General features: G+C 30.6%; 24 protein-coding genes and 1 tRNA gene. 15 read left to right on the top strand and 10 right to left on the bottom strand.

Annotation, left to right across the window (positions count from 1 at the left end; genetic code table 11):
- Window positions 1-2: 2 nt before the first annotated feature.
- The 5 genes from WA327_RS08550 (at window position 3) to WA327_RS08530 (ending at window position 4,673) form a co-directional block, all read left to right on the top strand.
- Window positions 3-1,097, top strand: a complete 1,095-nt coding sequence (locus tag WA327_RS08550; RefSeq protein ID WP_336068644.1) for a MoxR family ATPase — start codon at window positions 3-5, stop codon at window positions 1,095-1,097.
- Window positions 1,098-1,102: 5 nt separating this feature from the next.
- Window positions 1,103-1,414 (top strand): DUF805 domain-containing protein, encoded by a 312-nt coding sequence (locus WA327_RS08545; RefSeq protein ID WP_336068642.1) that lies wholly within the window; start codon window positions 1,103-1,105, stop codon window positions 1,412-1,414.
- A 50-nt stretch (window positions 1,415-1,464) separates the two neighbouring features.
- Complete coding sequence (locus WA327_RS08540; RefSeq protein WP_336068639.1) at window positions 1,465-2,796, top strand: DUF58 domain-containing protein; 1,332 nt, start codon at window positions 1,465-1,467, stop codon at window positions 2,794-2,796.
- Window positions 2,797-2,893: 97 nt separating this feature from the next.
- Entirely contained in the window at window positions 2,894-4,138 is a 1,245-nt protein-coding gene (locus WA327_RS08535) for an OmpA family protein (RefSeq protein WP_336068637.1), read from the top strand.
- A 103-nt stretch (window positions 4,139-4,241) separates the two neighbouring features.
- On the top strand, window positions 4,242-4,673 hold the full coding sequence (locus WA327_RS08530) for a DUF2141 domain-containing protein (protein WP_336068635.1): 432 nt from the start codon (window positions 4,242-4,244) through the stop codon (window positions 4,671-4,673).
- Between the two features lie 68 nt (window positions 4,674-4,741).
- Here the strand turns inward: WA327_RS08530 and WA327_RS08525 are convergent.
- The 3 genes from WA327_RS08525 to WA327_RS08515 form a co-directional block, all read right to left on the bottom strand.
- A tRNA-Tyr gene (locus WA327_RS08525) sits at window positions 4,742-4,823 on the bottom strand.
- A gap of 166 nt (window positions 4,824-4,989) precedes the next feature.
- Window positions 4,990-6,117 carry a PepSY-associated TM helix domain-containing protein gene (locus WA327_RS08520; RefSeq protein ID WP_336068633.1) on the bottom strand — a complete coding sequence of 376 codons (1,128 nt, stop codon included), beginning with the start codon at window positions 6,115-6,117 and terminating at the stop codon, window positions 4,990-4,992.
- 70 nt (window positions 6,118-6,187) lie between these two features.
- On the bottom strand, window positions 6,188-8,566 hold the full coding sequence (locus WA327_RS08515; RefSeq protein WP_336068632.1) for a TonB-dependent siderophore receptor: 2,379 nt from the start codon (window positions 8,564-8,566) through the stop codon (window positions 6,188-6,190).
- Window positions 8,567-8,739: 173 nt separating this feature from the next.
- Between WA327_RS08515 and WA327_RS08510 the strand changes: the two genes are divergently transcribed.
- Window positions 8,740-9,342, top strand: coding sequence for a DUF1801 domain-containing protein (locus WA327_RS08510; protein ID WP_336068629.1), 603 nt, complete (start codon window positions 8,740-8,742; stop codon window positions 9,340-9,342).
- 102 nt (window positions 9,343-9,444) lie between these two features.
- Here WA327_RS08510 and yajC read toward each other — a convergent pair whose 3' ends face one another.
- The 4 genes from yajC to WA327_RS08490 form a co-directional block, all read right to left on the bottom strand.
- Window positions 9,445-9,738 (bottom strand): preprotein translocase subunit YajC, encoded by a 294-nt coding sequence (gene yajC / locus WA327_RS08505; RefSeq protein ID WP_336068627.1) that lies wholly within the window; start codon window positions 9,736-9,738, stop codon window positions 9,445-9,447.
- Window positions 9,739-9,740: 2 nt separating this feature from the next.
- Window positions 9,741-10,223, bottom strand: coding sequence for a DUF1573 domain-containing protein (locus WA327_RS08500; protein ID WP_336068625.1), 483 nt, complete (start codon window positions 10,221-10,223; stop codon window positions 9,741-9,743).
- An 83-nt stretch (window positions 10,224-10,306) separates the two neighbouring features.
- Window positions 10,307-11,251 (bottom strand): transcription antitermination factor NusB, encoded by a 945-nt coding sequence (gene nusB / locus WA327_RS08495; RefSeq protein ID WP_336069837.1) that lies wholly within the window; start codon window positions 11,249-11,251, stop codon window positions 10,307-10,309.
- A gap of 121 nt (window positions 11,252-11,372) precedes the next feature.
- A complete protein-coding gene (locus tag WA327_RS08490) occupies window positions 11,373-12,476 on the bottom strand; it encodes a Glu/Leu/Phe/Val dehydrogenase (RefSeq protein WP_336068622.1) in 1,104 nt (367 codons plus the stop codon).
- Between the two features lie 149 nt (window positions 12,477-12,625).
- Here WA327_RS08490 and WA327_RS08485 point away from each other — a divergent pair, with 149 nt between their 5' ends.
- Both WA327_RS08485 and WA327_RS08480 read left to right on the top strand, forming a co-directional pair.
- Window positions 12,626-14,368, top strand: coding sequence for an ABC transporter ATP-binding protein (locus tag WA327_RS08485; RefSeq protein WP_336068619.1), 1,743 nt, complete (start codon window positions 12,626-12,628; stop codon window positions 14,366-14,368).
- 83 nt (window positions 14,369-14,451) lie between these two features.
- Entirely contained in the window at window positions 14,452-14,823 is a 372-nt protein-coding gene (locus WA327_RS08480; protein WP_407942458.1) for a PUR family DNA/RNA-binding protein, read from the top strand.
- Between the two features lie 265 nt (window positions 14,824-15,088).
- Here WA327_RS08480 and WA327_RS08475 read toward each other — a convergent pair whose 3' ends face one another.
- Both WA327_RS08475 and WA327_RS08470 read right to left on the bottom strand, forming a co-directional pair.
- The gene (locus tag WA327_RS08475) at window positions 15,089-15,397 is read right to left on the bottom strand and encodes a GIY-YIG nuclease family protein (RefSeq protein WP_336068616.1); all 309 of its coding nucleotides are present in this window, start codon (window positions 15,395-15,397) and stop codon (window positions 15,089-15,091) included.
- Window positions 15,398-15,694: 297 nt separating this feature from the next.
- Entirely contained in the window at window positions 15,695-16,030 is a 336-nt protein-coding gene (locus tag WA327_RS08470; protein WP_336068613.1) for a tRNA-binding protein, read from the bottom strand.
- Window positions 16,031-16,075: 45 nt separating this feature from the next.
- Between WA327_RS08470 and WA327_RS08465 the strand changes: the two genes are divergently transcribed.
- Together WA327_RS08465 and WA327_RS08460 are read left to right on the top strand one after the other, a co-directional pair.
- Window positions 16,076-16,645, top strand: a complete 570-nt coding sequence (locus WA327_RS08465; RefSeq protein ID WP_336068611.1) for a hypothetical protein — start codon at window positions 16,076-16,078, stop codon at window positions 16,643-16,645.
- Window positions 16,645-17,328, top strand: a complete 684-nt coding sequence (locus tag WA327_RS08460; RefSeq protein WP_336068608.1) for a DUF2490 domain-containing protein — start codon at window positions 16,645-16,647, stop codon at window positions 17,326-17,328. Before WA327_RS08465 ends, WA327_RS08460 begins: the two co-directional genes overlap by 1 nt.
- 386 nt (window positions 17,329-17,714) lie before the next feature.
- On the opposite strand, the gene WA327_RS08455 is transcribed toward WA327_RS08460, so the two are convergent.
- Window positions 17,715-18,782 carry a tyrosine-type recombinase/integrase gene (locus WA327_RS08455; protein WP_336068605.1) on the bottom strand — a complete coding sequence of 356 codons (1,068 nt, stop codon included), beginning with the start codon at window positions 18,780-18,782 and terminating at the stop codon, window positions 17,715-17,717.
- Between the two features lie 203 nt (window positions 18,783-18,985).
- Between WA327_RS08455 and WA327_RS08450 the strand changes: the two genes are divergently transcribed.
- The 5 genes from WA327_RS08450 (at window position 18,986) to WA327_RS15070 (ending at window position 22,551) form a co-directional block, all read left to right on the top strand.
- The gene (locus tag WA327_RS08450; RefSeq protein ID WP_336068603.1) at window positions 18,986-19,870 is read left to right on the top strand and encodes a hypothetical protein; all 885 of its coding nucleotides are present in this window, start codon (window positions 18,986-18,988) and stop codon (window positions 19,868-19,870) included.
- A gap of 149 nt (window positions 19,871-20,019) precedes the next feature.
- Window positions 20,020-20,583, top strand: a complete 564-nt coding sequence (locus tag WA327_RS08445) for a hypothetical protein (RefSeq protein WP_336068601.1) — start codon at window positions 20,020-20,022, stop codon at window positions 20,581-20,583.
- A 155-nt stretch (window positions 20,584-20,738) separates the two neighbouring features.
- A complete protein-coding gene (locus WA327_RS08440) occupies window positions 20,739-21,269 on the top strand; it encodes a hypothetical protein (protein ID WP_336068599.1) in 531 nt (176 codons plus the stop codon).
- Between the two features lie 614 nt (window positions 21,270-21,883).
- Entirely contained in the window at window positions 21,884-22,195 is a 312-nt protein-coding gene (locus WA327_RS08435) for a DUF3784 domain-containing protein (RefSeq protein WP_336068597.1), read from the top strand.
- A 137-nt stretch (window positions 22,196-22,332) separates the two neighbouring features.
- A complete protein-coding gene (locus WA327_RS15070) occupies window positions 22,333-22,551 on the top strand; it encodes an SdpI family protein (protein ID WP_407942457.1) in 219 nt (72 codons plus the stop codon).
- Window positions 22,552-22,754 lie beyond the last annotated feature (203 nt).

Genomic DNA, 22,754 nt, shown 5'->3' with positions numbered 1-22,754 from the left:
TTATGGAAGAATTTAATAACGAAGAAGCAAAAAAATACATTCCGTCAGAAGCTGAAAACACTGAGAATTCTGTACCAACAAATGATGTTACTTCAGATCATGTTACACCAGAAACAACTGATGAAAATGTAAACTTTACTAACCGTATTGACCTAACCGAACTGCAACAAGGTGTTGCGCAAATAAAGTCAGAAATTAGTAAAGTAATCGTTGGTCAAAAAGGAATGATTGATATGCTAATTGCTGCTATTTTAGCCAACGGTCATGCTTTAATAGAAGGTGTTCCTGGTGTTGCAAAAACAATATCGGCACGTTTATTAGCCAAATCTTTGGCAATAGATTTTAGTCGTATTCAATTTACACCCGATTTAATGCCGAGTGATATTTTAGGAACTTCGGTTTTTGACATGAAAAAATCTGAATTTGAGTTTAAAAAAGGTCCTATTTTTTCTAACATGGTTTTAATTGACGAGATTAACCGTGCACCTGCAAAAACACAAGCTGCACTGTTTGAGGTTATGGAAGAACGCCAAATAACTATAGACGGTAATAAATATCAAATGAGTTTACCTTTTATTGTTTTAGCTACTCAAAACCCTGTAGAGCAAGAAGGAACGTATCGTTTACCAGAAGCACAATTAGACCGTTTTCTTTTCAAAATAGATATTGATTACCCTAATTTAGAAGAAGAAATAGAAATCTTAAATCGTGAACACGACTTAAAAGGCGATAAAAAAATTAATCAAATCACAACCTATTTAAGTGAAGCAAAAATTAAAGAGTTTCAAGGTTTAGTCAATCAGATTATTATCGAAAGTCATTTGATAAAATACATCGCAGATATTATAGTAAACACACGTAACAATCCATTTTTATATTTAGGTGCATCACCAAGAGCATCTATAGCTATTCTAAAATCTAGTAAAGCTTTTGCTGCAATGAATGGACGCGATTTTGTAACTCCAGAAGACATTAAACAAGCAGCAATACCTGTGTTACAACATCGTGTTATTGTGACGCCAGAACGCGAAATGGAAGGTGTAACAAGCAAACAAATTATAAAACAAATTATAGAAGCTGTAGAAATACCAAGGTAATTGATATGTTTAAAAATCCATTTTCATTTCAAGGTAGAATTAGAAGAACTGAATTTATAATAAGCGTTTTTATTTGTAAAATTTTTGGATTAACATTTAACATAATCGAAAACATTTATTTCTATAAAATTCCACAGATTCTTGGGTTGATTATAGTAATTCCTTTATTCTGGTTTCTGTTTGCTCAAGGTGCTAAAAGATGTCATGATAGAGGTAATAATGGTTGGTATCAATTTATACCATTTTACATTTTTGTAATGTTGTTAGGAAATAGTGAATATGGAATAAATCAATTTGGACCAAATCCAAAAAATTAGATTTATACAAAACAAATAATAATCGTAATATCTCATAGAAGAATAATTAGATGAAACTCTTAAAACCATTTTACATACAAAACCGTTTTTTCTATGCATGCATTGCCATAATGATATTGTATGTGGTTAGCTTTTTGTTTCCAAGATTACTCAATATTGTATCATTATTGCTATTAGGTTTAGTTGCACTAATAGTATTAGATACACTGCTATTATTTTCAGCTAAAAAAGGAATTTCAGCCTCAAGAATTTTACCCGAAAAACTCTCAAATGGAGATCAAAACCCAATTCAACTTCAAATTGAAAACTTTTATACATTTCCTGTATACACTAATATTATAGACGAAATTCCTGAACAATTTCAAGTAAGAGATTTTAATATTGAAAGAAAACTAGACGCATCTTCATCATCTAAATTAGAATACCAATTACGTCCCGTAGAACGTGGCGAATATCATTTTGGTAAACTAAATATATACGCAAAATCGGTGTTTGGTTTAGTCGCAAGGCGTTTTACTTTTAACGATAATGCAATGGTACCTAACTACCCAAGTTTTATTCAATTAAAAAAATACGACTTGATGGCTTTTAGTAATAATTTACTACAATACGGTATCAAAAAAGTGCGTAGACTTGGTCACACAATGGAATTTGAACAAATTAAAGAATATGTTTTAGGTGATGATTTGCGTACCATTAACTGGAAAGCTACCGCAAAACGAAATGCGTTAATGGTTAATCAATTTCAAGATGAAAAATCGCAACCAGTTTATTCTGTAATAGACAAAGGTCGTGTTATGAAAATGCCTTTTAACCAGTTAACCCTTCTGGATTATGCCATAAATGCGTCTTTAGTGATTAGTAATGTTGCATTAAAAAAGCAAGACAAAGCAGGAATTTTCACTTTTTCAAAACGTGTTGAAAATCGTGTCGTTGCTGAAAGGAGAACATCTCAAATGAATTTAATTCTTGAAGGCTTATACAACGTTAATACCGATTTTTTTGAAAGTGACTTTGGTAGATTATATGCAGATATAAAAAGAAACATTACACATAGAAGTTTAATATTACTCTATACAAACTTCGAAACATTAGACAGTTTACACAGACAATTACCGTATTTAAAAGGAATTGCAAAAAACCATTTACTAGTCGTTATTTTCTTTGAAAATACAGAGCTAGATAAATTTATCAAAGCACCTGCCGAAACCATACAGCAAACTTATGATAAGGTAGTTGCAGAAAAATTTGCTTTTGAAAAACGCTTAATCGTTAACGAGCTTAAAAAGTACGGCATCTACTCTATTTTAACCACTCCAGAAAACCTTACTTTAGATACTATTAATAAGTATTTAGAAATTAAAGCACGTGGTTTATTGTAAGCTAATCGCTAATCTTTAACCTATTATCTATTTATTTTTATTATTCTATTTTTTTAGTTTATATTGGCTTTGCTATTAATCAATTTACTAAAAACACATGAAACGCTTAGTTTTACTACTAACTGTAATTCTCTCTCTATCTTTTTTTAAAACAACTTTTGCTCAAGATAAATATTCTCCTTGGACAGCAAGTTTAAGTACAAACGCAGTAAATAATCCTGTAAGAAAACTACCTGGTGAAAAGGGTAAATTTCAAACATGGAATATGGATCCTGCTGGTTTTAAACTAGCATTATCAAGACATTTAAAGAATAAATTTTCTTTTGAAACACTAGTATCTTTAAATAGTGTAAGGCAAGAACATATTAATAGAGACGAAAAATTTCCTTACATTTCTATTGACGGTATGTTTAAATATAAACTAACTAATAGCTTTGTGGTTAATCCTTATGTAAGTCTTGGTGGTGGATACACGTGGTTAGACGAAATTGGTGCAGGAACAGTAAACGGTGCAGTAGGTATAGACTTTTGGGTAACTTATAATTTTGGGTTAACAGCACAAAGCGTTTACAAACATGCTTTTGAAGACTACGGTTTAAGTCATTATCAACATTCTGCAGGAATTATTTTCAAATTTGGAGGGTCAGACAATGATAATGATGGTATTTTTAATCAGGAAGATGAGTGTCCTAATACCTTTGGTTTAGCCGAGTTTAATGGTTGCCCCGATACCGATAAAGATGGCATACCAGACAAAGAAGATAATTGTCCTGATACACCAGGCACAAATAACGGTTGTCCTGATCAAGATAACGATGGAGTTCCTGATTTATACGACAGATGTCCAGAAACAGCTGGCGACACTAGCAACAAAGGTTGTCCGCTACCAGATTATGATAAAGATGGTGTGCCAGACAAATATGATAAATGTCCAGAATTACAAGGCACAGAAGATGGTTGTCCTAAAAAAGAAATTAAAGATAGTTATTCTAAAGACGATTTAAATAGACTGAAGCCTGTCTATATCTACTTTGATTTAAGTAAGGCAGACATAAATGAAGCAGGCAAAAAAAGTCTTGATAATATGGCTGAATTTATCAAAAAAGGAAAGTTTAAAAAATATTTAATTTCTGGTCATACAGATAATACCTCATCAAACACTACCAATAAGAGGTTATCCTTAGAGAGAGCAAACGCTGTAAAAGACTATCTTATAACTAAAGGTGTTAACCCTGATATCTTAATAGCTAAAGGTTTTGGAGAACTTTACCCTATAGATATGAGTAATACTGAAGAAGGTAGACAAAAAAACAGACGTGTAGAGATTATCCCTGTAGAATAAAACAATTCATCTAAAAAAATCTACAGTTCGGTTACTTAGTTTATGTAAGCATCATGTTTTGTTAGACATTTGAACTATCAAAAAACAACAAAACCGATTAATTATGAAAACTATTTACACACTTTTTATAGCATTTATATTTGCCTTAAATGTGAATGCTCAAACAGAAACAAAAACGACTTCTAATGGTCAAAATATTACAGTGACTATTAAAAATATTAAAAACAACAAAGGTAGTGTTCTGTTAGGTTTACATACCGAAGACACATTTATGAAAGGTGCTGGTGTAAAAAATTTAACTTCTAAAATAGAAAACGGACAAGTTACTGTAACTTTTACTAATGTTGAAGCTGGTACTTACGCAATAATGGTCATGCATGATGAAAATGACAACAAACGTATGGATTTTGAAAACGGTATGCCTTTAGAAAGTTACGGTATGTCAAACAACCCAATGTCTTATGGTCCACCTCAATATAGTGACGCTAAATTTGAAGTAACAGATAAGGACCTAGAGTTTAACATTATATTTTAATCAATAAACCAACCAGATCAATCAATCAAAAAACCAAAAAAGCGCTCTAAATAGAGCGCTTTTTTTTGTGGGGAGAGCAGGATTCGAACCTGCGAAGACATAGTCAGCAGATTTACAGTCTGCCCTCGTTGGCCGCTTGAGTATCTCCCCAAAACCGTCGGCAAATATATTTAAGAAATTCTTTTAAACAAAGTAAAATTCACACCTTTTTAAGTTAAAACTTAAATAAAGTTGATTTTTAAATAGTTATAAAAAAAGCCTCAATCTCTTGAGGCTAATTTTGAAAATCAAATCAATTAAAATGAAAATAAGGGATTCACTTTCTTTTCTTTTTCTTTTTCAATTTATTAATCCATATTAACGTACCAGTAACAGGTAGACTTGTTGCTATTAAACACGCTAAAAAGTATATAATTTTTGAAAACATACCATAAACTTCTCCTGTATGAATTGGACGTATTAACGATGCTATTTGTTGATTAAGTGGTTTGTCAGAAAAATAATCTACTGCTAACACCTTTCCTGTCTTACTAAGATATAACCTATCTGAAGTTACTGGTGACCAATTATCTTCGTTAGATTTTCTAAAACTGAAATAATCAGCTCTTTTATTAGGAAAACTCACAGATAAATCTCCTTTATAATCTAATGTTTTGTTGGCTATTTTTATTGCTTCATCTATTGTTATAGCTTCTTCAGTATTATTGTCAACTTTTAATTCAGGTGAAGATCTATCAAAAATTTTAGCTCCTATTAAATTACCTAATCCTTCGCGATACCCTTCAAAAGACCAACATAAACCAGTAATCCCCATGATTAAAACAATAATACACGAATAGAAACCTAAAGTGTTATGTAAATCGTGGTTGATACGTTTCCAATTGGCATTGGTTTTAATTTTAAATCCTTGTTTAAAATTTCGCCATTTAAACTTTTTAGGAAACCATAAGACAATACCTGAAATTGAAAGAATTAAAAATATAATTGTGGCAACTCCAACAATTGGTCTTCCTATATTAATATCTAACAATAACCACCTGTGTAACTTAAACATGCTAAATAAAAAGGCATCTGCGCTAGATTTTTCAACTGTTTTAACTTCTGAGTTATATGGATTTACTAAAACTGTAGCACCACGTCTTTGCTTTAAATCTTTCTTTACGCTAAAAGCATAAGGTTGATTAGCTTCACTTGGTATTTGTAAACCTGTAACAAAACCTTCATTTTTTTCTTTTAAGGTAGAAACCAATTGTGTTACTGTTTGCGTATTAGCTTCTGGAGTGACTACAAATTCTTCTGAAAAGAACTCTTTTATTTCGTGTTCAAAAGCTAAAATCGTTCCGCTAAAACATACTAAAAACAAAATTATTCCGCTAGCTAATCCTAGCCATAAATGAATATCGTTAATTAGTTTTCTTACTGTGTATGGTTTCTTTTTTTTCATTTAATAGTTTTTAAGAAAAGTCATTCTGAAGATGGCAAATTTACATCAATCAGAATGACTTATAGAAAGATTAAAACGAATAAGTTAATACACCTGCAAAACTTCTTGGATCTGTTTGGTTAATAAAACGTGTTCTGTAGGCATTGTAACCTATTTCGTTAAACACGTTGTTTAATAAGACTCTAAAGTTCCAGTGTTGATCAAATTTATAAGCAACTTGAGCATTTACAAGTGTATAAGCATCTACATTAAATGGTTTTTGGTTTGGCACAATACCTTCGTGTGTTACAGCACCAGCACTCCAATCGTTAATTGGTCTTTCTCCTGTGTAATACACTCCTGCTCCAACAGATAATCCTTCTAACTGTTGTTTAAAGCTATAGTTTGCATAAGCATTAAATGTATGCTTTGGTGTGTTTAATGGTGAAGAACCGTAAACAAAAGACGTATGTTCTTTGTACTGTGCATCTATGTAAGAGTAACCTGTAATCACTTCTAAATTTTCTAATATACGTCCACTTAATTCAACCTCTATACCTTGTCTTTGGTCGTTTCCTCCTTTTTGGTAATAGCCTGTTGCTACCCAGTTTTCGTCATACACAGGAAGGTTGATGTCTCTGTTATTAATTTTGAAATACGTTAAGTTAAAACGTAGTCTATTGTTTAACCAGTTGGTTTTAATACCTGTTTCAAATTGATCAAATCTTTCGTTACCAAGTTCGTTTCCGTTAGCATCTAAACGAGTTGCTGTTCTTGGGTACGAGCTGTTTGTGTACGAAGCAAATAGGTTAATGTTTTTAAATGGTGACACTATAATTCCTCCTAAAGGATTAAAAGCATCACTTTGAGTAGTTTCTGTTTCAGTAATTGTTTGAGTTTTACTGTAACGAACACCTAAAAAGGTTTTAAACCATTTGTTAAATGTAATAACGTCTTGTGCAACAAAACCGATTGCTTTTGATTTTGCACCACCAATATTTACTGCCGAAAAACTTAAATTATCTGGTAAAGTATGCGTGTTTTCTGTAAAAACATCTATGGTATCAATTGCTGAAACACGTTGAGATGTTGTACTAAAATTAGAGGTACGATAATCAAATCCTACTTGAAAACTGTGCTTTAATTTACCTGTTTCAAGCTCATCTCCTATTAAATCAAACTGTAAAACACTATTATCATCACTTCTTGTAGACACTGAATAACCTCTTACTCTTTGATTGTAAATAGGATTTCCGTTAGTGTCTTCTACTACATTTCCTAAACTAGTTCCTTTATCATCTAAATCTAAACTAGATTTATAAAAAGCTCCTTTTAAGCTTAATTTATCGGTTAATTTTCTGTCTAAACGAATGGCATAAGTAGCATTTGTTGTTAAAGACTTATCGTTTTCATATCCTAAAAACTGACTATCTGGAAGATCATAAATAGCGTTTACATCATTTTCACCAAGATTAACTGTCCCTACATCTGGCGTACGGCTATCTTCAAAATAATCCATTTCAAAAGTGAATGTTGTTTTATCATCTGCTTTCCATTCAAAAGAAGGATTGATATAAAAACGGTCGCTAGACACATTATCTCTGAAACTATCTGCACGCTCTAAAGCACCGTTAATTCTAAATGCTGTGTTTTGAGATTTGGTTAATGGACCGTACACATCAAAAGTAGTACGTGCTTGACCAAAACTACCTGCACGCAATGATGCATTACCACCAAAAGTATACTTAGGTGTTTTTGTAACTAAATTAATAACTCCACCAGGACTTCCTAAATCTGTTGCTACACCTTGAGTGATTGATGCTGCACCTTTTAATACTTGTATATTATCTACACCTTGCATATCTGTAAGAACACCAACACCTCTAAAATCTGAATGTACTCTAACGCCATTTTTTAAGATAGGAATACCTCTAAATCCACGTGAAGACATACTTTCTCTCTTATTACCATACGTAGCAAACGTATATACACCTGGTACATTTTTAGTTGCTTCAGAAATGGTTAAGTTACCTTGTTGCATAATTAACTTATCAGAAATTATAGAAATGCTCTGTATTTGCTCATAAGGCGCTAATGGTAATCTGGTTAATGCTTCAATTTTATCAGGATGCTCAAAACGACTTCCAAAAACTTCAACTTCTTCTAAATCTGTATCACCTTTTAGTTGAAAGTTAACTGTCAAATTTTGATTCTCTTCTAAGTTTACTGTCTTAGTTTGAGCTACAAAACCTACGTAAGACACTTTTATATTATACGTTCCTTTTGGTAGGTTTTCTAATAAATAATACCCTTCTTGATTTGCAGATGTTCCTTTTGAAGTACCTTCAATAATAACATTTGCAAATGGAATAACTTCGTTGGTCTGACTTGTAATACGACCTTCTATTTTTGATTGTGCAAATGCAAATTGCACACATAACATTAATAATAGACTTATATTTTTTATCATAACTTATTTAGATTGGTTTTAAATAATGCCGCAAATATATATCTGAAAACAAATAAAACAAAGTTTATTTAGACTAAATTTAAATAATAATTATACAAAACTGAATAACAAACACTTACAAAGTGTTAAAATTTAAAATAGAATTTGTGTACCTTAGTACAAAAGAGAATATGATGAAAAAAGTAAGCTCAGTTGAAGAGTATATAGAGAACCATTCTGATTTTTCTAATCAATTAAACACCTTAAGGCAACTTTTGATTTCAACAGAATTAGAAGAACATATAAAATGGAATGCACCAACCTACTCTATAAATGGGAAAAATGTCATTGGCTTAGGTGCGTTTAAAAACCATTATTGTTTATGGTTTTTTAATGGCGTATTTTTAAAAGACGAAGCTAATATGTTGGTAAACGCTCAAGAAGGAAAAACAAAAGCATTACGACAAATGCGCTTTGAGAGTGACGACAAATTAAAAGCTGATTTAATTTTATCTTATATAAAAGAAGCAATACAAAATCAAAAATTAGGAAAAGAAATTAAAGCCGCTCGAACTAAAAAAGCAGATATTACGATTCCTACAGAATTAAAAGATGCTTTTAAAAACAACGCTAATCTAAAAGTAGCTTTTGATAAACTAAGCCCTTCTAAGCAAAAAGAATATTGTAATTATATAAATGAAGCTAAACGAGAGGTTACAAAAATTAGTCGTTTAGAAAAAATTACACCTATGATTATTGAATTAAAAGGCTTACACGATAAGTATAAAAACTGCTAATCAACATCCTTCTTTAGTTATGAATTTTGACTATTGTTTGAAGTGATAACAAATAAAAAAGGCGACCAATTTGGTCGCCTTTTTTTAAATATGTTGTAATAATTACTTCTTTTCTAATGTTGGATTGTTTAATGTTTTACTCATTTCCATAGAAATAGCAGAACGATCAAACTTTAACTTACCAGACATAGTTTCTATAATACAGCTGTTATCTTTTTCGTTAAGATCTACAACTTTACCATGTAAACCACTTTTTGTAATTACTTTGTCACCACGTTTTAATTCTGCTGCAAACTTTTTTTCTTGCTTAGCACGTCTCATTTGAGGTGCAATCATAAAAAAGTACACCACAGCAAACATTAAAATTATTGGTAAAAAACTTCCTAATTCTCCCATAATTATTGAACTGTAGGCATTCCTTTTTGAGGTGCATTAGGATCTGGCTTAACAAAAGCAGAGATTTTTACAGTTTCTCTACCTGTTTTTGTATTTGCTGTTACAGTAACAACTTTAGTTACTTTGTTAGCACCTTTTCCGTTAAATTTAACTGTAAATTTTCCTGACTCACCTGGAGCTAATGGCTCTCTTGACCAGTCTTTAGGGATAGTACATCCACAAGAACTTTTTACATCTGTAATTACTAACGGAGCTTCACCTACGTTTTTGTAAGAGAAAACAGTTTCTACTGGTGTACCTGATTCGATTTCACCAAAATCATGTTCTGTTTTATCAAATTCCATTACAGGAAATACGTTTGCTTTTGCATCTCTTTCTGCTGCTGCTGCTACATTTTCTGCATCAATTTTTTTGGTTGCATCTTCTTTACAAGATGTAAATCCTACTAAGCAAATTGCACTTAATACCACTAGTACTTTTTTCATAATATAATTTTTTAATAGTTATTTATTGCCAAATTGGCTAAGGGTTAAAATTTTAGATTGGTAAAAGTAAGAATATTTTTTTACTACATCAATCCTCTACCTACTTTATTTAGTTTTCCGTCGTTTTGATATTCTTTTAAAAGTTTATCTAAAATACCATTAATAAAGATGCTACTTTTTGGTGTTGAGTATTCTTTAGAAATCTCTAAATACTCATTTATAGTTACCTTAGTTGGTATTGAAGGAAAGTGTAACAACTCACAAATTGCCATTTTTAATAGGACCATGTCTAATGATGCAATACGGTCTCTATCCCAATTGTTGGTTTTTCCTGAGATTTCTTCACCTAGTTTACTTTGATTAAGTAATGTCTTTTTAAACAAGTTAATTGCGTACTCTTTGTCTTCTATATCTTTGTATAGCTTTGGTGTTAAAGTTACAGGATCACTAGTTTCTTTAAGTTTTCTTAATAATTTAAGGATAAATGTATTTACTGTTGGTAAATCGTCTAACCATGTTAGATTTTTATCTTCTAGATAATCGTAAAGTTTATCGTTTGGTGCTATAATTTCTTTAAAGATATCTATTACAAAGTTTTTATCTTCTTTAAAAGTAGAGGTCTTTGTTGACATGTAATCTTTGTACAAGTCACTGTTTTTAATTTCTTTGTAAAGTAAATCTACGTACTCGTTATCTAGTTGCCAATTTGTTATTTTTCTGTCTTCTAATTGAACTTTTAGTCTTTCGTTATTAACGATTAATTGTAGTAATTGGTTGTTAATAAACTTTTTGTTTGGATTTTTTTCTTCTTCTGTAGCTAGATGTTTTTTTTGTGCGGTTTCTAGATGATTTGTCGCTTTTTTATTGATTTCTATTAATAAAGACATTAATAGTAAATACAGGTTATACATATTGTCTATACTGTACAATAAAAACTTTTGATCTTTTGTAAAATCATCACTTTCTGTACCATTAAATGCAAATAGTGTTTGCATTACTTTTACACGAATATGTCTTCTTGTTAACATCATTACAAAGAACTTTTTGGGTTGTGCACTATTTAGTTTAAAATGCTTTTCTTGTTAAATTAAAAAAGGCGAAAGATTGGTTTCTTTCGCCTTGCAAAAATAATATAATTTATAGGATAACCTATTGTTGATTTTCTTTTTTTCTTGCTTCTATTCTACTTTGTGCAATATTTAAAGCAGCTTGATGTGTCGTGATATTATTAACATCTGCATTGTTTAAAATCTCAATAGTTGTATTGTATATGTTTTCTGTTTTGCGCATAATTTCTGTTTTGTCATAATTTTCTAATTCTGCGTAAACATTAATTATTCCTCCAGCGTTAATTAAAAAGTCTGGTGCGTAAACAATACCTTTTTCTTGTAGTAGACGACCGTGTTTAATCTCGTCTGCTAATTGGTTATTTGCTGCTCCTGCTACAACTTTTGCTTTTAATGTTTGGATAGTAGCATCGTTAATTGTTGCTCCTAATGCACATGGTGCGTAAATATCTACTTCTTCTGCATAAATATTTTCACCTTTATAAATTGTTGCACCGTACTTTTTACTAATAGCTTCAAGACGCTCTTGGTTAATATCGTCTATAATTACTTTTGCTCCTTCTTGTACTAAGTGTTCTACTAAAGTTTCGCCAACATGACCAATACCTTGTACAATTACTTTTTTTCCTTCTAAAATATCTGTACCAAATTTAAATTTAGCAGCAGCTTTCATACCCATAAACACACCATAAGCAGTGATTGGAGATGGATTACCTGCGCCTCCTTTTTCTTCAGAAATACCAGTAACATAAGGTGTTACTTCTCTCACTAAATCCATATCTGCAGTTTCCATACCAACATCTTCTGCTGTGATGTATTTTCCGCTTAGGCTGTGAACAAACTCACCAAAACGTTTCATTAACTCTGGTGTTTTTTGTGTTTTAGCATCACCAATAATTACTGCTTTTCCTCCACCAAGATTTAAACCAGTAATTGCAGATTTAAAGCTCATACCGCGCGATAAACGTAGTACGTCATTAAGTGCTTCCCATTCGTTAGCATACTGCCACATTCTGGTACCACCTAAAGCAGGTCCTAATACTGTATTATGTATCCCAATTATTGCTTTTAATCCTGTATCTTTGTCGTTGCAAAAAACAACTTGTTCGTGATTGTCAAAAGATAATTGCCCAAAAACAGGGTCTGCTTTTTGTAATTGATTTGTATTGATTAATTCTGAAATCATTTTTAATTGATATTAATTTTAGACCTAGTCACATTATAAATTTTATAAAATGACGGTGCAAAATTAGACTATAATTAATATATGTACAATTATTTTAGTGTTAAAATACGAATTTGATAATATAATTTATTTCAATTATTAATTTCTTAATGAAAGAACTACAACATCTTAATAAATATTTTTATAAATACAGAAGCCGAATTATCATCGGTATTTTTATAACTATTGCTTCTAAAGTCTTTTCGGTTTTTGTACCAAAGTATATTGGATCCATAATTGACGTGGTTAATCAACAACTTCAAAATGAAAATGTAAATGAAGCGCTTTTTAAAAGTACACTTCTTAAATACATTTTAATTATTGTTGGTGCTGCTGCTTTTTCAGGAATTATGACCTTTTTAATGCGACAAACATTAATTAATGTATCTAGATTTATCGAAGCTGATCTAAAAAATGAAGTCTACCAACAGTACCAAAGACTATCGCTTAATTTCTACAAAAAAAATAGAACTGGAGATTTAATGAATCGTATTAGCGAAGATGTTGGTAAAGTACGTATGTATGTTGGTCCTGCATTAATGTATAGTATTAACACATTAACGCTTTTTGTGGTCGTTATTATTTTTATGTACAGACAATCGCCAACATTGACAATGTACACGTTAATTCCGTTACCAATTTTATCGGTTATTATCTATAAAATTAGTTCCGAAATACATAAAAGAAGTACCGTTGTACAGCAATTTTTATCAAAACTATCTACGTTTTCTCAAGAAACTTTTAGCGGAATTTCAGTAATTAAAGCCTACGGAATCGAGCCTCAAACCTATACCAACTTTGAAGATTTAGCTGAAACTAGCAAACAAAAACAACTAAGTTTGGTGCGTATTCAAGCGTTTTTCTTCCCAATGATGATTTTACTAATTGGTTTAAGTAACATCGTAGTAATCTACTTTGGCGGTAAACAATATATGGCTGGAGAAATTACTTTAGGAACCATTTCTGAATTTATCATGTACGTAAACATGCTAACTTGGCCAGTTGCTACTGTTGGTTGGGTAACCTCTATTGTACAAGAAGCAGAAGCATCACAAAAAAGAATAAACGAGTTTTTAAAGACCGAACCTGAAATTAAAAACAACAATCCAAAACCTTCGACCATAAAAGGTAATATCGAGTTTAAAAACGTATCTTTTACTTATGACGACACTAACATACAAGCCTTAAAAGATGTAAGTTTTAAAGTGAATTCTGGAGAAACACTTGCTATAATTGGTAAAACAGGATCTGGTAAATCTACCGTTTTAGATTTGGTTGGTAGATTGTATGATGTAGAAAAAGGAGAAATTAGTATTGACCAAAACCCAATAGAACAACTTAACTTAAACAGTTTAAGAAACGCAATTGGTTACGTACCACAAGATGCCTTTTTATTTAGTGACACTATTAATAATAACATCAAATTTGGTAAAGAAAATGCTACTGATGAAGAGGTTATTGAAGCTGCAAAACAAGCACAAGTCCATAAAAACATTATAAAGTTTAATAAAAAATATGACACTGTTTTAGGCGAACGTGGTATTACTCTTTCTGGCGGACAAAAACAGCGTGTATCTATTGCTAGAGCGTTAATAAAGCAGCCACAAATTATGTTATTTGACGACTGTTTATCTGCTGTAGATACAGAAACTGAAGAAAAAATATTAAATAATCTTAAAAAAATAACCGAAGGTAAAACCACAATTATTGTAAGTCACCGTATTTCTGCAGCAAAAAATGCACATAAAATTATTGTTTTAGACAACGGTAATATTGTGCAATCTGGCACACACGATCAGCTTATAAACATAGATGGTTACTACAAAGAGCTGTATCTAAAAACCACGAAGTAAAAAGATTTGCATTAAATTGTTGTGACATTCAACTTTTTTTTTGATTTTTGATTTAGAAATTTTTAATAAACACAACTCATATTATGAATAACGAAATGATGGAGAAAGAGGAAATTTTTTCTAAAGTACTTAGAGCCGGAAGACGTACTTATTTTTTTGATGTAAGAGCTACAAAAGCAGACGATTATTATTTAACCATCACCGAAAGTAAAAAGTTTACAAATGATGATGGATCATTTCACTACAAAAAGCACAAAATCTATTTATACAAAGAAGATTTTAGCGAATTCAACACTATTTTACAAGAAATGACCGATTATATTGTAAATGAAAAAGGTGAAGAAGTAATTAGCGAGCGTCATCAAAAAGACTTTAAAAAAGAGTACAATACTGAAGAAACTACTTCTGAAAGTGCAGAAAGCAGATTTACAGATGTAGATTTTGACGATATATAAAAAACAACTAAACTAAACTAATTAAAAAAGCACTTTTAAAATTAAAAGTGCTTTTTTTATCTTACTTTTTAAGATTCTTCGCTTTCGCTCTGAATGACAATTACATTCTAAAAACATTCCTTTGTCATTCAGAAGGAGAAACGACTGAAGAATCTTTGTTAGTCAAAACTCTTGTTTTAGATTCTTCGCTATCGCTCTGAATGACATTCTAAACCTTAATACAACTAACTTGTCATTCAGAAGAAAGCATGACTGATGAATCTTTTTATTGTATTTTTTGATTTAAAAACTTCCAATTTGGATTAAAACTGCTTATCAAATTTTCTTTTTTAGCTCTACTCTTTCCTTTTATTTCTTTCTCTCTTTTAATTGCTGCTTCTATTTCAGTAAAATGTTCAAAATATAATAAAAAGAAACACTTATACTTAGCTGTAAATGACTTTGAAAAAGGTAATGGGTTATTATGGTAATATAATCTTTCAACTAAATTATTAGTAACACCTGTATACAATACTGTTCTATTCTTATTTGTAAGTATGTAAACATAATAATTATGTGTTCCTAATGGTTTCAATATTTAAGAATTTTTAGAAGCTAAATTTACTTTTAATAATTTAAAGATACTTTATTAAAACATTCCTTTGTCATTCAGAAGGAGGAACGACTGATGAATCTCCATAAAAAGCAATCACTACAATAGATTCTTCGCTTTCGCTCTGAATGACAGTCTCAACCTTAATAAAACTCACTTGTCATTCAGAAGGAAGCATGACTGATGAATCTTTGTAATTAAAGCTCTTATTATAGATTCTTTGCTATCGCTCTTAATGATAGATAAAATTTTATAAGAAATATTTTAAGTGGTTAAATATTAATTTACACTACTACCATTAGGTACTTTTTGTTCTGGATTAAGTAAAAACACATCTTTTTCTTTTACTGCTCCAATCACCAAACACTCGCTCATAAAATTGGCAATTTGCTTTTTAGGAAAATTTACAACAGCAACAATCTGTTTATTAAGCAAATCTTCTTTTTTATAAATAGTCGTTATTTGAGCAGATGTTTTTTTAACACCTAAATCTCCAAAATCTATCTTTAACTGAAACGCTGGTCTGCGCGCTTCAGGAAAATCATTAACCTCAACGATAGTTCCAACTCTTAAATCTACTTTGGTAAAATCTTCAAATTGAATGCTATTACTCATAATTATCTGTTTCAATGTTTATCTTTGCAAGATAACCGTTTACTCATGAAAAAATTAATTTTTCTACTACTACTTTTCTTGGCTGTGCTTCAACTTTCAGCACAAACAAAATATGAGCAAGAGTCTAAAATTTCGTTTACAAACGTACCTAAAAAAGCCAGATTATTTGTTTCAAAAATCATTCAATCTAAAAAAGTAAAATGGTACAAAGAACAAAGTAATAATGGTATTAGCTTTGAAGCAAAATCTAAATTTAAGGGTAAAAATTACAGTATTGAATTTGATAAAAACGGAAATATTCAAGATGTTGAAATTGAAAACTCCTGGAATATTTTACCCGAAATTACACAACAAAACATTAAAAAATCTTTAAAAAACACCTTTAAAAAACATAAGATTAGAAAAATACAAATTCAGTTTTCTGGTGAAGAAAAAGACCTAATCAACTATTTTAATAATGACATTAAAAATAATATTACAATTAAGTACGAAATTGTTTTAAAAGGAAAAACCGATTCTGGCAAACACCTTTATGAGTTTTTGTTTAATCACGATGGACAATTAGAATCTACCTCTAAAATTGTTTTTAGAAACACAGATAATATCGAGTTTTAATGAAAAAACGTTACGCTTTTTTAGTTTTATTTCTGCTTGTTATTTCGATTAGTTTTGGACAAAATAGATACCAAATTGGTACGTTGCCTACGCTAAACATTCGTAAATCATTAAATAATAATTGGCAACTAAATTTCAAATCAGAATTTAGGCAACTTTTTGCAGAAGGGATAACCAACAGCAATCAAAATTCTGGTTACGATTACGTGCATACAGATGCTGCTTTTATTGTTTCAAAAAAAGTAGGATTAAATAATAAATTGGCTGGCGGATTTTTACTTCGATTTACCGATAATGATGTTATAAAACGTAGCATACAGCAGTTTACTGTAATTAAATCTTTAAACACATATCGATTAGGACATAGGTTTGCTTCTGATCAAACTTTTGAAACTGATCAAGACATGCAGTTTAGACTTCGTTATCGATTAACTTTTGATTTACCATTAAATGGACAAACCGTAGATCCAACCGAATGGTATTTTAAAATTAGCAACGAATATTTGAATATTTTTAAAGGAAATATATACGATTTAGAGCTAAGATTATCGCCTAATTTTGGCTATGTATTTACAGATAATAACAAACTTGAACTTGGCTTAGAATACCGTATTAACAACTTTATTAATAATGATACCCGACAAAGATATTGGTTAACTATTGGTTGGTATTTAAGTTTATAACTGTCATTCAGAGCAAAGCGAAGAATCTATAATAAGCGTTTTGAATGAAATAGATTCATCAGTCGTTCCTCCTTCTGAATGACAAAGTAATGTTTTTAGAATGAGACTGTCATTAAGACCGAAAGCAAATAATCTCTACTTAAAAAATCAATTTATTTTAGATTCATCAGTCATACATCACTTAGACTATGCTTAGCGCAAAAGCTTCTGAATGAAAAGTGAATTTTGTTAAGATTAAGAATGTCATTCAGAGCAAAGCGAAGAATCTTTAATTGACATATTCTAAAAATAGATTTTTTAGTCATGCATCACTTCGACTACGCTCAGTGAGCAGCGTTATTAAAGACAAAAGACATTTTTAGATTCCTATTTTTACAAGAATGTGTTTACAAATAATCCAAAGGACTTTTAATTTTATGCTTAGAAAGATTAGTTACATTGGTGTAAACCTGCGTAGTTTTAATGCTATAATGCCCTAATAATTCTTGAATAAACCTAATATCTGCGCCACTTTCTAAAAGGTGAGTTGCGTAGCTGTGTCGTAACCCATGTATACCAATACGTTTATTAATTCTGGCTTTTTTCATTGCGGTTTTAAAAATACTTTGCACGCTTCTTGTCGAATATTTTCCGCCGTATTGACCGTTAAACAAATAATGTTCTGGTTTATATTTTTGGTAGTAATCTCGCATTTCTTCCAAAATACTTTCGGGTAAATTTACTACACGATCTTTTTTTCCTTTTGCTCCTTCTATTCTAACCATCATATTTTCGCTATCAATATCGGTTATTTTAAGATTAGTCACTTCGCTTAAGCGTAAACCCATGCCATAAACCAGTTTTAAAATGAGTAGATGCTTTTCATTTTCAACTTGTTTAAATAAGCGTTTAATTTCGTTTTTAGATAAATGTTTGGGTAAAGTGATAGGCTTTTTGGGTCTTGGTATGTCAAAAAACATTCGTGGTTGATGTAATACTTGCTCGTAGTAGAATTTTATGGCATTAATCTTACCGTTTAACTTTCGTTCTTTCATTTTATCATGCTCTAAGCAGAACAAAAAGTAGGATTTAAGTTTTTCTGGAGTAAGCTTATTTACATCATAATTTTTTATCAATTTAAGTAAATGGGCAAACTCATAAAGGTAAGTTTTTATGGTGTTTGGGCTATATGCTTTAAGTTTAAGTAACTGATGAAAATTTATAAATGCTTCGTGATTTTTTGGATGAATTTCTTGCAGATGACCAACAGATTGGTCTTTGCTTGGTAGCTGTAACGCTTCTCTAACAGAAGCACCATCTAACATATACCAACACTTTTGAGTTTTACTCCATTTTGCTGAAGGAAAACGTTTTTTAAGTTGATTTATGAGCGTTGTCGAGTATGGAAACTGAATCCAAATAACATTTTTGTCATTATGTTTACCAAACTGAAACGAATAATTACTTAAAATCAAAACTTGCGTAATTTGTATATCTATTTATCAAAAATAGAAAATAATTTTAATTAGATATACAAATTGCGCAATTAATTTAAAATCTGCTAACCTACTATAAACATTAAGATTTGAAACATTTTGACGTTTAGATTGAATATTTATTTTATTTTTAGTATTATTGCGTATATATACGTGTTAGCAAACATTTAAACCAACCAATAATGAAAAAACATAAGTTAATTTTAAAAGCTTTATTGATATTAATAATAATGTCTTGTTCATCAGAAGATAATAATAGTGTAGTTGATAATGAGATTACTGATAATATCTTGGTAAAAAAGGAACATGCAAGTAACAATATAAATTTAGAATACTTATATAACCAGAATAATCAACTAATAAAAATTATTGACACTTACACTTCCGAAAACATTGATACTGAAACTGATTTTTATTATAACTCAAACAATGTCGCTTCTAGAAATTTGATTTCAAATAACTCCAACTTTAGTTCAAACACAATATTCACATATGATTCGTACAACAGACTATTAAATGTAACCGAAACAATTAATCAACCTAGCAATTCTATTAATCCAACAATAATAAGAACAGAAGAATACTCATATGATAATAATTTAATTTATATCAATACGAGTTCAAATACAGGTAGCATCGGAATTATAACATTAGAACAAAATAATGGTTTGATTGTCAAAATTACAAAAGATCAAAATTATGCTTCAATTGAGTATGATAATAATCAAAATATTAAAAAAATAAGTGTTTTTAACAGCAATAACAGTTTATTACATATCTCAGAATATGAATATGATAATAATACAAATCCATTTTTTGGACATTTAAGTTCAATTTATCTTCATAAGTTTTTAAATTCTTTCGATCACTTTTTAGTTGGGGATTTTGGTTGGGATGGTTACGAAGGATACTCTTTCCCTTTTTTAAAAAACAATATCATTTCAATATACGAAAATGGTAACTTAGACCGAAATTATGAATATTCCTATAATAGTCAAAACAATCCGATTAATGTAGTTGAAGTTTTTAATGGAATGAATAGTTTTCAATTTAATATTGAATATTAAAAACGTCTGCTAACAATGTATAAATTCAATTGCGGCTGAAATTCCTACGGAATTTCTTTGCAATTTACTATCTTTCAGTCTAAATCGGAAAATCGTACCGATTTTCCGCAACTGAAATTTATACACAAACGTTGTACGCAAGTTGAGCAATGAACACAGATTACAAATTAAAGTCAAAAGATAAACTAACGGAACTTGCAAAAAGTACCGGAATTGAAACGTGGAATGAATTGACCGAGTTCATTAAAAACTTACCATACGGACGAAATAAAAATCGGACTGATTTTGGACTCGTTATATCTGAACAAAAAGGAACTTGTAGCTCAAAACACGCTCTTTTAAAAAGAATTGCGGATTTAAATAGCATACCAAATATTGATTTAGTAATCGGAATTTATCGAATGACCGAATTAAACACACCAAAAATTGGAACTGAACTAACTAAAAACTCTATTGAATTTATTCCAGAAGCACATTGTTATCTAAAAATAAATAATAAGCGAACTGACTTAACAAGTGAGCAATCGGAATTCAAAAAAATTGAAAAAGACATAATCCAAGAAAAACTAATCGAACCAAATCAGGTTACGGAATTTAAAGTTGATTATCACAAAGAGTTCTTGAGAAATTGGCTAAACGAAATAAATTCGCAATTTGAGTTTGACCAAATTTGGAGAATAAGAGAGAAATGTATTGCAAATTTAACCGAATAAAAAACCTGCGTACAACAATGTATAACCGCAATTACGGCGGATTCGACTACGTCCGAATCCACTCGGAATTGCTAAAGTCTGTGCTAAACCGAAAATAAACGCTAATTTAACCCGTAACTGACGGTTATACGAGACCGTTGTGCAACATTAGAAAAATGAAAATTCAAGATAAAATATTACTGATTTTAACTGTAGTTCTATTCTACAGTTGCAATGAAAAACAAAATAAAGTTGAAACTTCCAGTATAAAAATTGCCGAGGCTAAAACTGACTTTAACAAAACAGACATATCTAAAACGGAAGAAAAATTAGAATCGGATAAAATTATTGGAAAGTATTACGTGGATAACTTCTATCATTATTTAAAAAGTGGATTTGAACTAAAAATCAAAAAACCAAAAGATGATTTTATACTCTACACTTTTGAATTTAAAAATGATGGAAAAGTTATTTTTAAAGACTTAACCGAATTCTATGATTGCGGAAATGGAATTTTATCAATTAAAAAAGGTAATTGGAAATCGAATGGAAATGGAATTTACGAATTGACTTTTGACGGAGAATATGGTCTTGAATCAGAGTTTCATACTGTTTCCGAGTACCAATTAGCTGACTTGAAAAATGGAAATTTAAGAATGAAATTGATTAAGGTTATTGAAAACAAGAAAAAACTCGCGTGGGAATAAAGAAACGTTGCACAACAATGTATAACCGCAATTACGGCGGATTCGACTGCGTCCGAATCCACTCGGAATTGCTAACGTCAGTGCTTAACCGAAAAACACTATCTTTAATCCCGTAACTGACGGTTATACGAGACCGTTGGTTGCAATAGCGGAATTAAAAACTAAACGTATAAATCGTGTGAATTCTGAACTTTGAAAACAGCGGAACTTTGCGCAGAAACTGAATTTAAAACTCGAGACCGAAACGTAACGCTGAATTGAAAAATGTAAAACGGAACTGTGCGCAGAAATCAACTTGAGCGGAATTAAAAAAACGTGAATTGATCACTGCTACTCTATCGAATTCCAAAATTGCGGAATCATAACGTGGAATTGAATAGCAGAACGCAAAACAAACTCTGAATGAACCTCAAAAAACTGAATTAAAACTGCAACCAACAATGTATAAATTCAATTGCGGCTGAATTTCCTACGGAAATTCATTGCAATTTTCTATCTTTCAGTCTCAATCGGAAAATCGTACCGATTTTCCGCAACTGAAATTTATACGCTAACGTTGTGGTGCATTATGACCGAACGTTTAGAAATCAACGGAAAACGTAAAATATTTTAAAATGATAGTAACAGCAATAATTTTTATAGTTCTTGGGTTTTTAATAAAATACGGAAAAATGTATTGGCTGATTGCTGGCTACAATACAATGCCGAAAGAAGAAAAGGAAAAATACAATATTGAAGGAATAGCAAATTTATTTCGAAATGTGATGTTTGGAATGGCTTTAATTATCATTTTTGGGTATTTAATATCTGTATTGACTGAAAATCCAAGTATTCAAAATTATGCTTTTTGGACTTCAATGATTGTCGGAATACCATACTTGTTAATAAAATCAAACTCGAAAAAATATAAAATCAAGAATCAATAATGAATTTACCCTTTGACAATCCCTTATTTCTAATTCCGTCATCGTCTGGAATAATTTTTATGCTCGCAGGATTTTTAATGCTAAAATTTCCACCGAAAAAAATAAATGGACTTTATGGATACAGAACCTCAAGTTCTATGAAAAGTCAAGAAAGATGGGATTTCTCTCAAAAATACTCTTCCATTGAAATGATTAAGCTTGGAGCTCTTTTGACTTTAAGTTCGACTATTGGATTAATATTTGAACCCGATGGGAAAATTGGAATGTTTTTAGGATTGGGATTAATGATATTAATGGTCGTATTTTTATTAATACGAGTTGAAAAAGCAATTAAGAATAAATTTGCGAATGAATAATAACGACACCACAACAATGGCTATAAGTAATTGCTTGTTCTCGCCTACTTCTGAAAATCCTCGCGGATTTTCAGTTTCGTGTATACTTGCAATGTTAACCGCTAAACCACGCAACTACTCATAGCCCAAACCGTTGGTTGCAATAGCGAAATTAAAAACTAAACGTAAAAATCGTGCGAATTCCGAACTTTGAAAACAGCAGA

It is taken from the genome of Mesoflavibacter sp. CH_XMU1404-2 (assembly GCF_037029465.1).
In the GTDB taxonomy this organism is placed as follows: Bacteria; Bacteroidota; Bacteroidia; order Flavobacteriales; family Flavobacteriaceae; genus Mesoflavibacter.
Note: the sequence above shows the minus strand (reverse complement) of the source record. Positions and strands in the feature narration are given on the sequence as shown.

Bases quoted from the DNA above. Each gene is read 5' to 3' on its own strand.
- WA327_RS08440 (WP_336068599.1), top strand. From the start codon at position 20,739: ATGAAAATTCAAGATAAAATATTACTGATTTTAACTGTAGTTCTATTC.
- WA327_RS08515 (WP_336068632.1), bottom strand. From the start codon at position 8,566: ATGATAAAAAATATAAGTCTATTATTAATGTTATGTGTGCAATTTGCA.
- WA327_RS08435 (WP_336068597.1), top strand. From the start codon at position 21,884: ATGATAGTAACAGCAATAATTTTTATAGTTCTTGGGTTTTTAATAAAA.
- WA327_RS08545 (WP_336068642.1), top strand. From the start codon at position 1,103: ATGTTTAAAAATCCATTTTCATTTCAAGGTAGAATTAGAAGAACTGAA.
- WA327_RS08510 (WP_336068629.1), top strand. From the start codon at position 8,740: ATGAAAAAAGTAAGCTCAGTTGAAGAGTATATAGAGAACCATTCTGAT.
- WA327_RS08500 (WP_336068625.1), bottom strand. From the start codon at position 10,223: ATGAAAAAAGTACTAGTGGTATTAAGTGCAATTTGCTTAGTAGGATTT.
- WA327_RS08450 (WP_336068603.1), top strand. From the start codon at position 18,986: ATGAAAAAACATAAGTTAATTTTAAAAGCTTTATTGATATTAATAATA.
- WA327_RS08480 (WP_407942458.1), top strand. From the start codon at position 14,452: ATGAATAACGAAATGATGGAGAAAGAGGAAATTTTTTCTAAAGTACTT.
- WA327_RS08530 (WP_336068635.1), top strand. From the start codon at position 4,242: ATGAAAACTATTTACACACTTTTTATAGCATTTATATTTGCCTTAAAT.
- WA327_RS08470 (WP_336068613.1), bottom strand. From the start codon at position 16,030: ATGAGTAATAGCATTCAATTTGAAGATTTTACCAAAGTAGATTTAAGA.
- WA327_RS08445 (WP_336068601.1), top strand. From the start codon at position 20,020: ATGAACACAGATTACAAATTAAAGTCAAAAGATAAACTAACGGAACTT.
- WA327_RS15070 (WP_407942457.1), top strand. From the start codon at position 22,333: ATGAAAAGTCAAGAAAGATGGGATTTCTCTCAAAAATACTCTTCCATT.
- WA327_RS08550 (WP_336068644.1), top strand. From the start codon at position 3: ATGGAAGAATTTAATAACGAAGAAGCAAAAAAATACATTCCGTCAGAA.
- WA327_RS08485 (WP_336068619.1), top strand. From the start codon at position 12,626: ATGAAAGAACTACAACATCTTAATAAATATTTTTATAAATACAGAAGC.
- WA327_RS08465 (WP_336068611.1), top strand. From the start codon at position 16,076: ATGAAAAAATTAATTTTTCTACTACTACTTTTCTTGGCTGTGCTTCAA.
- nusB (WP_336069837.1), bottom strand. From the start codon at position 11,251: ATGTTAACAAGAAGACATATTCGTGTAAAAGTAATGCAAACACTATTT.
- WA327_RS08540 (WP_336068639.1), top strand. From the start codon at position 1,465: ATGAAACTCTTAAAACCATTTTACATACAAAACCGTTTTTTCTATGCA.
- WA327_RS08460 (WP_336068608.1), top strand. From the start codon at position 16,645: ATGAAAAAACGTTACGCTTTTTTAGTTTTATTTCTGCTTGTTATTTCG.
- WA327_RS08490 (WP_336068622.1), bottom strand. From the start codon at position 12,476: ATGATTTCAGAATTAATCAATACAAATCAATTACAAAAAGCAGACCCT.
- WA327_RS08520 (WP_336068633.1), bottom strand. From the start codon at position 6,117: ATGAAAAAAAAGAAACCATACACAGTAAGAAAACTAATTAACGATATT.
- WA327_RS08535 (WP_336068637.1), top strand. From the start codon at position 2,894: ATGAAACGCTTAGTTTTACTACTAACTGTAATTCTCTCTCTATCTTTT.
- yajC (WP_336068627.1), bottom strand. From the start codon at position 9,738: ATGGGAGAATTAGGAAGTTTTTTACCAATAATTTTAATGTTTGCTGTG.